This is a genomic window from Bifidobacterium stellenboschense (genome assembly GCF_000741785.1).
Taxonomy (GTDB): Bacteria; Actinomycetota; Actinomycetes; order Actinomycetales; family Bifidobacteriaceae; genus Bifidobacterium; species Bifidobacterium stellenboschense.
Map to the genome: position 1 here is coordinate 40,120 of NZ_JGZP01000028.1, position 10,191 is coordinate 50,310.

Annotated in this window: 8 protein-coding genes; 7 read left to right on the forward strand and 1 reads right to left on the reverse strand. The window is 65.5% G+C overall.

What is annotated here, in order from left to right; all coding sequences use genetic code 11:
• Positions 1–235: 235 nt before the first annotated feature.
• The 6 genes from dnaK to BSTEL_RS13080 all read left to right on the forward strand — a co-directional run bounded on the left by dnaK (position 236) and on the right by BSTEL_RS13080 (position 6,430).
• A complete protein-coding gene (gene dnaK, locus BSTEL_RS10705; RefSeq protein WP_034530290.1) occupies positions 236–2,119 on the forward strand; it encodes a molecular chaperone DnaK in 1,884 nt (627 codons plus the stop codon).
• An 11-nt stretch (positions 2,120–2,130) separates the two neighbouring features.
• Positions 2,131–2,814, forward strand: a complete 684-nt coding sequence (gene grpE, locus BSTEL_RS10710) for a nucleotide exchange factor GrpE (RefSeq protein ID WP_034530291.1) — start codon at positions 2,131–2,133, stop codon at positions 2,812–2,814.
• A 103-nt stretch (positions 2,815–2,917) separates the two neighbouring features.
• Positions 2,918–3,937, forward strand: a complete 1,020-nt coding sequence (locus tag BSTEL_RS10715; RefSeq protein ID WP_034530293.1) for a DnaJ C-terminal domain-containing protein — start codon at positions 2,918–2,920, stop codon at positions 3,935–3,937.
• A gap of 53 nt (positions 3,938–3,990) precedes the next feature.
• A complete protein-coding gene (locus tag BSTEL_RS10720) occupies positions 3,991–4,554 on the forward strand; it encodes a heat shock protein transcriptional repressor HspR (protein WP_034530309.1) in 564 nt (187 codons plus the stop codon).
• A 165-nt stretch (positions 4,555–4,719) separates the two neighbouring features.
• Positions 4,720–5,391, forward strand: coding sequence for an HAD family hydrolase (locus BSTEL_RS10725; protein ID WP_034530294.1), 672 nt, complete (start codon positions 4,720–4,722; stop codon positions 5,389–5,391).
• A 217-nt stretch (positions 5,392–5,608) separates the two neighbouring features.
• Positions 5,609–6,430 (forward strand): DedA family protein, encoded by an 822-nt coding sequence (locus tag BSTEL_RS13080; protein WP_084686288.1) that lies wholly within the window; start codon positions 5,609–5,611, stop codon positions 6,428–6,430.
• Here the strand turns inward: BSTEL_RS13080 and BSTEL_RS10735 are convergent.
• Positions 6,406–7,833 (reverse strand): DUF2142 domain-containing protein, encoded by a 1,428-nt coding sequence (locus tag BSTEL_RS10735; protein ID WP_084686289.1) that lies wholly within the window; start codon positions 7,831–7,833, stop codon positions 6,406–6,408. The genes BSTEL_RS13080 and BSTEL_RS10735 overlap by 25 nt on opposite strands.
• A gap of 679 nt (positions 7,834–8,512) precedes the next feature.
• On the opposite strand from BSTEL_RS10735, the gene BSTEL_RS11575 reads away from it, so the two are divergent.
• Positions 8,513–9,943, forward strand: a complete 1,431-nt coding sequence (locus tag BSTEL_RS11575; protein WP_156963297.1) for a polysaccharide deacetylase family protein — start codon at positions 8,513–8,515, stop codon at positions 9,941–9,943.
• The last annotated feature ends 248 nt before the right edge of the window (positions 9,944–10,191 follow it).

Genomic DNA, 10,191 nt, shown 5'->3' on the forward strand with positions numbered 1-10,191 from the left:
TATCGACCGCACTTGCGGCGGCATACGTGTCACCGAAACCTCTTTTCACAAACCTGAGCGGACTTCGCTCAGGTTTTTGTGTTGAAAGTGGGAATAAAACTTGCGGAGTGGAAGTTGAGTGGTGTAGGCTCAAGTTTTGGAACGGCAAAGGGCCGGGCGGTCGGGCCGCACCGATCGCATCCGGAACTTGAGCGAAGAACGTAAGAACGAACACAAGAACAAAGGAGCACACATTATGGCACGTGCAGTTGGTATCGATCTGGGCACCACGAATTCCTGCATCGCCACCCTCGAAGGCGGCGAGCCCACGGTCATCGTCAACGCCGAAGGCGCGCGCACCACGCCGTCCGTGGTCGCGTTCTCCAAGTCCGGCGAGATCCTCGTCGGCGAGGTCGCCAAGCGTCAGGCCGTGACCAACGTCGACCGCACCATCTCCTCCGTCAAGCGTCACATGGGCACCGACTGGACCGTCGAGATCGACGGCAAGAAGTGGACCCCGCAGGAGATCTCCGCGCAGATCCTGATGAAGCTGAAGAGGGACGCTGAAGCCTACCTCGGCGAGCCCGTCACCGACGCCGTCATCACCTGCCCGGCGTACTTCAACGACGCCCAGCGTCAGGCCACCAAGGACGCCGGCAAGATCGCCGGCCTGAACGTCCTGCGCATCATCAACGAGCCGACCGCGGCCGCGCTGGCCTACGGCCTCGAGAAGGGCAAGGAGGACGAGCGCATCCTGGTCTTCGACCTCGGCGGCGGCACCTTCGATGTCTCCCTGCTGGAGATCGGCAAGGACGAGGACGGCTTCTCCACCATCCAGGTGCAGGCCACCAACGGCGACAACCACCTCGGCGGCGACGACTGGGATCAGAAGATCATCGACTGGCTCGTCACCGAAGTCAAGAACAAGTACGGCATCGACCTGAGCAAGGACAAGATCGCCCTGCAGCGTCTGAAGGAAGCCGCGGAGCAGGCCAAGAAGGAACTCTCCTCCTCGACCTCCACCTCCATCTCCATGCAGTACCTGGCCATGACGCCCGACGGTACCCCGGTCCACCTGGACGAGACCCTGACCCGTGCGCACTTCGAGGAAATGACCTCCGACCTGCTCGGCCGCTGCCGCACGCCGTTCAACAACGTGCTGCGCGACGCGAACATCTCCGTCGGCCAGATCGACCATGTGGTGCTCGTCGGCGGTTCCACCCGTATGCCGGCCGTCAAGGAGCTCGTCAAGGAGCTCACCGGCGGCAAGGAAGCGAACCAGTCCGTCAACCCGGATGAGGTCGTCGCCGTCGGCGCCGCCGTGCAGTCCGGCGTCATCAAGGGCGACCGCAAGGACGTCCTGCTCATCGACGTGACCCCGCTCTCCCTCGGCATCGAGACCAAGGGCGGCATCATGACCAAGCTCATCGACCGCAACACCGCCATCCCGACCAAGCGTTCCGAGGTGTTCTCCACCGCCGAGGACAACCAGCCGTCCGTGCTGATCCAGGTCTACCAGGGCGAGCGTGAGTTCGCGCGCGACAACAAGCCGCTCGGCACCTTCGAGCTGACCGGCATCGCTCCGGCCCCGCGTGGCGTCCCGCAGATCGAGGTCACCTTCGATATCGACGCCAACGGCATCGTGCACGTGTCCGCCAAGGACAAGGGCACCGGCAAGGAGCAGTCGATGACCATCACCGGCGGTTCCGGCCTGCCGAAGGACGAGATCGACCGCATGGTCAAGGAGGCCGAAGCCCACGAGGCCGAGGACAAGAAGCGCAAGGAGGACGCCGAGACCCGCAACCAGGCCGAGTCGTTCGCCTACCAGACCGAGAAGCTCGTCGCCGACAACAAGGACAAGCTCTCCGATGAGGTCGCGAACGAGGTCACCGAGAAGGTCAACGCCCTCAAGGAAGCCCTCAAGGGCGACGACATCGAGAAGGTCAAGACCGCTCAGACCGAGCTGATGACCTCCGCCCAGAAGATCGGCCAGGCCCTCTACGCCCAGCAGGGCGCGGCGGATGCCGCCGGTGCGGCCGGCGCTGCCGGTGCCGCGGGCGCCGGTCCCGCCTCCAACGGCGGTGACGACGACGTGGTGGACGCCGAGGTCGTGGACGACGACGACAAGGACAACAAGTAAGGTCCCGTCCGATGGCTGAGTTCAACAAGGACGACTACCTGAACGACCTGCCGAACGCCGACGACGCGAAGGACGCCTCCGCGTCGTCGGCCCCGGCCGACACCCCCGCCGACGCGGCCGCCGCCGCGAACGGTGCCGCCGACGCTTCCGCCGACGCGGCCGCCGCCAAGGGCGATACGAAGGCCGATGCCGCCGAATCCGACAAGGCCGAAGGCGAAACCAAGGCCGAGGACAAGGGCGACGACTCCGACAACACCCTGACCCCGCTGGGGCAGGCCAAGAAGGAGGCCGCCGACTACCTCGAGGCGCTGCAGCGCGAGCGTGCGGAGTTCATCAACTACCGCAATCGCGCCAAGAAGGAGCAGGAACGCTTCCGCCAGCACGGCATCATCGACGTGCTCACCGCGCTGCTGCCCGCGCTCGACGACATCGACCGCATCCGCGCCAACAGCGAGATGGACGACTCCTTCAAGGCCGTCGCCGCGAAGATCGACAAGGCGTTCGAGAAGTTCGGCGTCGAGAAGTTCGGCGAGGCCGGCGAGGACTTCGACCCGACCCGCCACGACGCGATCCTGCACAAGCCGGACGCGTCCGCCGAGAAGGAAACCGTCGACACGGTCGTGGAGGCAGGCTACCGCATCGGCGACCGCGTGATCCGCGCCGCCCGCGTCGTCGTCGCCTCCCCGAGCAACTGACCATTCGGCTCCCCTCGCAACAGAGGGGAGCCATTTCATACGAGATACGGCTCATAAGACTCATACGACATACGACTCATACGACTCACGAAAGGAGACATGAATGGCTGAGAACGAATGGCTGAACAAAGACTTCTACAAGGTCCTTGGTGTCTCCAAGGACGCCACCGACGCCGAAATCACCAAGGCCTACCGCAAGCTGGCCCGCAAATACCACCCCGACCTCAACAAGACGAAGGAGGCGGAGGAGAAGTTCAAGGACATCTCCGAAGCCTACGACGTGCTGAGCAACAAGGGCAACCGCCAGAAGTACGATGCGATTCGCCAGTTCGGCATGGGCGGGGCCCGCTTCGCCGGCGGTTCCGGCCAAGGCGGTTTCGACGCCTCCGGATTCTCCGACATCTTCGGTTCGATGTTCGGCGCGGGCGCCGGTACCGGCGGCATGGGCGGCAACGGCTCGCGCATCCGCTTCTCCACGTCCGGCGGCGGCAACCCGAACCTCAACGACATCTTCTCGATGTTCGGCGGCGCGGGCGCCGGGGCCGGTTCACCCTACGGCGCGTACGGCGATGCCGGCGGCTACGAGGAGGCCCCTCGGCCCGAACGCGGCAAGGACCGCAACTCGAAGATCGCCCTGACCCTGCGTCAGGCCGCCAAGGGCGCGACTGTGTCGCTGTCCGTGGGCGGCTCCAAGTTCAAGACCCACATCCCCGCCGGAGTCAAGGACGGCCAGAAGATCCGTCTCGCCGGCAAGGGTCACGCGGGCGTCAACGGCGGCAAGCACGGCGACCTGTATCTGCAGGTCAACGTCAAGCCCGACGACCGCTTCACGATGCGCGGCCACGACCTCGTCGTGGACCTGCCCGTGAGCGTGGCCGAGGCCGTCGCCGGCGCGAAGGTCGAAGCGAAGGACATCGACGGCGAGACCGTCACGTTCAAGGTGCCCGCAGGCTCGTCCAGCGGCACCGAAGTGCGCGTCTCCGGCAAGGGCGTGCAGGCCGGCAATACGCCCGGCGACCTCGTCGGCCGCGTGATGATCCAGGTGCCCGCCAAGCCGGGACTGGTCGTCAGGCATGCCGCCAAGGAGTTCGACAAGGCCGCCGGCGACTACGTCGAACGCTGACGGGCCGGCAACGGCACAGGTATACACATATACACAGGTTCAGGAGGTGAATGATGGCGAGAATCGCACGTGAGATACGCCAGTTGTACGCGATGTGCGCGGCGGCGCTCGTACTCGGCCGCGCCGACCTCGACGGCGCCGACGAAGCCGGCTTCGACCTCGAACTGCCCGTGTTCACCGTCGGGCAGGCCGCCGACATCGCCGACATCCACCCGCAGACGCTCCGGCAGTACGACCGGGTCGGTCTCGTCACGCCGCAACGCACGGAAGGCGGCGCGCGGCGCTACTGCCTGCGCGACATCGACCGTCTCGTGCAGGCGCAACGGCTCAGCCAGTCGGAAGGCATCAACCTTGCCGGCGTCACGCGCATCCTGAATCTGCAGGAGGAGAACCGGCAGCTGCGCCGGCAGATTCGGCGTCTGCAGGCGGCCGGCGAGGAGAGCGTGTTCACCGCCGGCCGCGACGGCGACATCGTCGAAATGCAACGGTCGAACTCCGCGCGCATGTGGCGTCGCGCGATCCGCACGCAGACGCGCGCATTGCCGGGGCGTGCGCCGCGCCGCACCGGAATCGACCCGGACTCGAAGTCCGTCGTGCTGTACGGTTTCGGAGCCTGAGGCCGCTCGGACTCGCGGATTGCACGATTCCGGCGGTCCTCCGAATGATTCCGCAACGATCCGTGTCGTGCCTGTCGCGCTGATTTGGTGAGATGGGAAGCGGAACGGCCGTCGGCGCGCACCTGTCGCCGGCAGCCGCCGACAGGTCGACCGGACGGAGGAAATATGCAGCTCAAAGCCGTGTTCTGGGATCTCGACGGCACGCTCATCGATTCGGAGCCGCTGTGGCATGCGGGCGAGTTCGAACTCGCCGAAGCCAACGGCGGCCATTGGAGCGAAGACCTCGGCTGGCAGTGCTCCGGCACGCCCGTACCCGACGTGGCGCGCAAGATGATCGAACACGGTTGCACGCTGAGCGTCGAGGAGATCGACAAGCAGCTCAAGGACTACGTGTTCAACGCCGAAATCGCGCACCTGCCGTGGATCGACGGCGTACTCGACGTGCTGCGCTCGCTTAAGGACGCGGGCGTCCCCTCGATGCTCGTCACCACGTCGCCGCGCCGCATGGCCGACAACATCATGAAGCAGTCTGACGGCCTGTTCGCCGGGTACGTGTGCGGCGACGACGACGCCAAGCACAAGCCGGATCCGGCGCCTTACCTGCTCGCCGCGTCGAAACTCGGCATCGCGCGCGAAGACATGGATCATTGCGTCGTGTTCGAGGACACGCCCGTCGGCATCGCCGCCGGCGTCGCCTCCGGTGCGACCGTGATCGCGCAGACCTGCACGATCCGCACCGACACGACCGGCCTCGGCCAGTTCGATTCGATCGACGGCTACGCGGGCATCACCGTGGACGTGATCGACAGCTACGTGCGTCGCCGTCTCGCGGCGTGATCGCCATAGTCGCCGTAGCGCATAGTGCGCTTCCTAAGCGTCTTCTTACCGGGCTACTGGTAGGGTGATTGACGGTTTTCGGATGCGTGTCTGCCGGGCGATCATCCGATGCGTCGGTGGCCTGCGATGCGGGCGGCAACACCGCGCACGGCAACCCGGCAGGCCGATTCGTAAGGTATTTCCGTAAGGTATCAGGACTTATAGGACTCACACTCATATGGGCTTCATTCACTTTATCGTCGAACTGCTGAAGGATCCGCGCGCCGCCATCGCCGGATGGATCGCGATGGGCGTGGCGCCGACGCTCGGCTTCATCTTCCTCATCGTCTTCATCGAGACCGGCGTCGTGTTCTTCCCGTTCCTGCCGGGCGATTCGCTGCTGTTCGCCGCCGGCGTGTTCGCCGCGCCCGACGCGGCCACCGGCAAGGTGGCATTGCCGCTGCAGTACCTGCTGCCGGTCGTGTGGTGCGCGCCGATCATCGGCGACCAGTGCAACTACTTCATCGGACACTTCTTCGGCCGTCGCATCATCGCCTCCGGCAAAGTCAAGGCCATGACGCCGGAACGCGACGACCAGCCCGAGGAACAGCTCACGACCACGAAGTACGCCATTCTGGAGGATGTCTCGCGCACGGTGGAGCCCGGCGCCGCCGTCATCTCCGATCCGCTCAACGGTTCCATGTACGGCAAGGCCGCGTTCGACGTGAACATGCTCTACCCGATCTACAACCCGATGGTCGAGAAGAACGGCGCGATCTTCGGCGCGGTCGAGCGTGCGTTCGGCTCCGGCGACAAGACGACCGTACTGGATACGGTCTGCCCGATCGAACAAGGCAAGCCCGAGTACTTCCTCGTGATGGGCGGGCAGGCTCCGAGCCTGGAGATGTTCACGTTCCGTCAGCAGTATGACCCGTTCCACCGCGAGGACCTCGTCGCCGAATATGTGTCCGACGGCACGCTCGTCAAGGTGCGGGACTATTCGGACAGGGCCGGGTACGCCAAGGGCTGGGCGCTCTACCGCTTCGGCTGTGCGGGCTGAACGTGGGCGCCGAAGACCGTGGATGCGCTTTGCGCGAAGCATAATCCTCCCAGCACCGTCATCGGCAGGAAGTAGCGGTATTGCATGCCTTCGACCATGGCGGAGCCCGACGGCGTGTATTGCAGCCACAATGCCAGATAGGTGAGCAGGATGATGCCGATGATTATGATGCACGCGCACCACCAGAACACGGTCTCACGTTTCCGCAGGGTATGCCTGACGGTTGCGGCGATGGTTGCGGCGAGCAGCATGGCGCCCATCAGCAGCATCGCGATCCAACCGCATCGGATGATCAGTGTGTCGGATCTGACGTTCAGGTTCGCGTGCCCTGTGACGGCGGATAGGCATATCGCCTTGATGGTGCGCCACATGAACGGAGCATCGGTGAGCAGCGCGTGCTTGCGTCCGGCCATCTCGTCATAGGAGACCATCATCGGGGTGGTGACGAACCAGCTGTTCGCCTTCATCCAGAATGCCGAACAGCCGAGTGCCATCAGATCGCCGACCGCCGGAATCCACATGCCTCCCTTTGCCTGAGCCGGGTTTCCGTGCCCTTGTTGTATCCATGGAATCAGCGGTGCGAGCAGTATCAGCGGCGCGTAGACGAACTTGCACATCGCCAGCAGCAGGCACACCGCCGCGAGCGCCGTGTAATACCGGGGCGTCGCGCGGCGGTATAACGCCCGCATCAGCATGCAGGACAGCAGGATGGCGATCGCCTGCGTCATCGAATCGGCGGAGATGGCGAAGGGGTAGCGGTACAGCATGAGCTGGCTGAGCATGATCAGCGCGGCGAAGATGCGCCATTTGGGCAGCAACGCCACCGCGACGGCGGTGCAGCATGCGTAGACCGCCAGCATGAATGCTTCGGCGAGGTAGTAGGTGGGTTGCGCGGGGATGCCTGCCAGCTTGCCGAGCGCGAACGCGGCGAGTTGGGGCAGATACGCGATCGGCGAGTTGATCGCCGTGTTGTTGTACGGGACGTCCGCGCCGTTGCCGTCCGATGCGGTGATGGTGTCGACCAGCACCGCGTTGGGGTCGTAGCCGTCGTCCTGCTTGTGCGAGTAGTCGATCCACTCCCAGTCGACGTGCCCGCCCACGTTTTCACGGCTGTTGTGGAGCTTGCTCAATGACGTCACCGGTCTGGCGAGTACGTCTCCGTTGAGTATTCCATCGATCCGGTATACGTGCGCCCATATGTCCGGGGTATGCCCGGGTGTGGTTGCCGCCATGAACGCTCCACCGATGATCAGGGTGGCGATGGCGACCAGCAGTGGCAGCAGTCGTTGCAGCGCCCGTGATGCAGGGGTCTTGGTTTCGGGAAGGCCGGATGAGGTCCGTGACTCGTCGGTGGTTCGAGCGGCAGCGGCTTGGGTGGTCGCGGTTCGTGCGGGTGTGGTCATCGATGTTCTCTTCGACTTCCTCATGGTGCTGTGTGGCGCTGTGGAACAGCCGGCGGTTGCGCTCGTCCTACTGTATAGTCTCGGACGGAACCGCCGTGTGCCGCATCGTGAACGCCGTATGAACGATTCCCGAGGGCTTGGCTTTACGCGCATCGATGCTCGTTTCTGTCATATGTCATCGGCGGCAGCAATTGCGGCATCGTGAATGGGGACGCAGCATGGCATGCCGGCGCGAGGAGGGGAATGGGATGGGGACGCCGCTTGCCCCCGGTCCGCCGTGTGCCGGTTGGCATGAACGGTGCATGAACGGTTGCTGAGGGCTTGGGTCCGCGTGCATGGGTGCTTGCGTTGGTCATATATCATCGGCAGCAGTGATTCGAGCACTCGTGAACGGAGACGACATATGCCAGATCGGCGCGAGGAACCGAACAGGCCGGGGGAGGCCGCCCGCACCGTCCGTGCCGGTCTGCCATCAGACGGCGATGGTCCTCGTGAGGAGACCGCCGGGAACGTTGTGGGGACCGATGGTCATTCCGCAGGCGCGGAGGATGCGACCGGTGCCTGGAACCAGGCGCACGCGCGCGACGGCGGCCATTTCGCAGGCGCGGAGGATGCGAGAGATGCGGGACGCGTCCGGAATGTCCGGCGGTTGCGCGTCTTCGGCGTGTGCGCGGTGATCGTGCTGTTGTTGGTGGGTGCTGTCGCCGCCGCGTATCGGCCGGCGTACGACTATTACCGCAGGGCGATTGCGGACTGCATCGAATGGTCGAACTCGTACGCGTTGAGCGTCCAGCGGTTCCGCGGCCTTGCGGACGAGGCCACGAAGGTGATCAAGGACGATGTGCCTTCGGTCGTGCCGCGGTTGCGCGCGGAGGTTGACGCGGACGCCGCGCGGACGCCCGCATTGTTCGGCGCGTCCGGTTGTGCCGCGAGGCAATGGCCCGGTGCGTTGCACGACAAGGCCGAACGGTTCCGCGCGTTGACGTCGCGTTCCGAAGCGCGTATCGCCGCCGTCCACAAGGCGTCCGATGCGTTGATGGACGAGCGTCTCGCGCGCTATCCGCAGGCGATCGCCGCGGCCCGCGCGCAGCTGTCGGCGCTTGTTGCGGGCGTCGAGGCGCTGCATGACGCCACCACGAAGACGGCGTTGGATGAGGCGCGGGCGCTTCTCGCCGGCGGTTCGCCCAGCGCTGGTTCGCCCAGCGCTGGTTCGTCCGGCACCGGTTCGTCCGGCACCGGTTCGTCCAGCACCGGTCCGTCCAGCACCGGTTCGTCCGGCACTATGCCGTCCGATATCTCCGATGCCCCGCGGTCCGCGCTCGCCGACTATCGTCGCGCGCGTGAAGCGCTGCTCGACGCCGCGGACACGGCCGTGAAGGCGGCCAATCGGGCGCGTGGCATCGATTGCGAGGCCGCCTCCTCGCGTTGCATCGCCCTGACCTTTGATGACGGGCCCAACGCCGTGACCACGCCGCAGGTACTCGATGCGTTGGAGCGTGCCGTAGCCGCGCAGGGGAGTCATGAACAGGGGCGTCGCGAACAGGGGTATCAGGGGCGGCAAGGCCGCGGCGCGCGTGCCACGTTCTTCGCGGTGGGTGGCTCCGTCACCCAAGACACCCGTCAGCTTCTTGCCCGCGCGAACAAAGACGGCTTCCCATACGGGAGCCATACGTGGTCGCATGTGGATCTGCCGCAGATCATGGCCTCCGGCGCGCAGCATCATGAGCTCGACGATGCCTCCGCCGTGATCGCGCAGGCGTCCGGACGTCCGGTGAACCTGATTCGTCCGCCGCATGGGGCGCTTGACGAGCCGAGCCGCGCGTATGCGGAGGGAATGGGTGCGGGGCTCGCCTTGTACGACGTCGACTCCTACGATTGGAGCGTCGGCGCGAACGCGCATACCGTCAAGGAGAAGGTGCTCGCTCAGGTGCGGCCCGGCTCGATCGTCCTTCTGCATGACATCCAGCCGCATACCGCAGCCGTATTGCCTGAGCTGTTGGACGAGCTGCGCGCCCGAGGGTATGAGTTCGTCACCATTCCCGAGCTGACCGGCGAATACCCGCGGCCGGGCGCGGTCTACTATGCGCGCGACAACATCCTGCGCATGTAGCACCCGCATCGCCGGGTAGGTTGGCGTCACAGGGGGAGGGCCGCATTGCCGGGTTGGGCCGGCAATGCCGCCGGTCCGAGACTGGCCTCCCGTCCGTGGCTGGCTGCCGGTGTGCGACTGGCCTCCCGGCGGCGACTGGTCTCCCGTCCGCGACTGGCTTCCGGTCTGCGTCTGGCTTCCCGTCCACGTCTGGCCTCCCGTCCGTGACTGGCCGCCGGTCCGCGACTGGCTTCCGATCCGCGACTGGC

Excerpts from the sequence above, each read along its gene's own strand:
- dnaK (WP_034530290.1), top strand. The coding sequence starts at position 236 with ATGGCACGTGCAGTTGGTATCGATCTGGGCACCACGAATTCCTGCATC.
- grpE (WP_034530291.1), top strand. The coding sequence starts at position 2,131 with ATGGCTGAGTTCAACAAGGACGACTACCTGAACGACCTGCCGAACGCC.
- BSTEL_RS10715 (WP_034530293.1), top strand. The coding sequence starts at position 2,918 with ATGGCTGAGAACGAATGGCTGAACAAAGACTTCTACAAGGTCCTTGGT.
- BSTEL_RS10720 (WP_034530309.1), top strand. The coding sequence starts at position 3,991 with ATGGCGAGAATCGCACGTGAGATACGCCAGTTGTACGCGATGTGCGCG.
- BSTEL_RS10725 (WP_034530294.1), top strand. The coding sequence starts at position 4,720 with ATGCAGCTCAAAGCCGTGTTCTGGGATCTCGACGGCACGCTCATCGAT.
- BSTEL_RS13080 (WP_084686288.1), top strand. The coding sequence starts at position 5,609 with ATGGGCTTCATTCACTTTATCGTCGAACTGCTGAAGGATCCGCGCGCC.
- BSTEL_RS10735 (WP_084686289.1), bottom strand. The coding sequence starts at position 7,833 with ATGACCACACCCGCACGAACCGCGACCACCCAAGCCGCTGCCGCTCGA.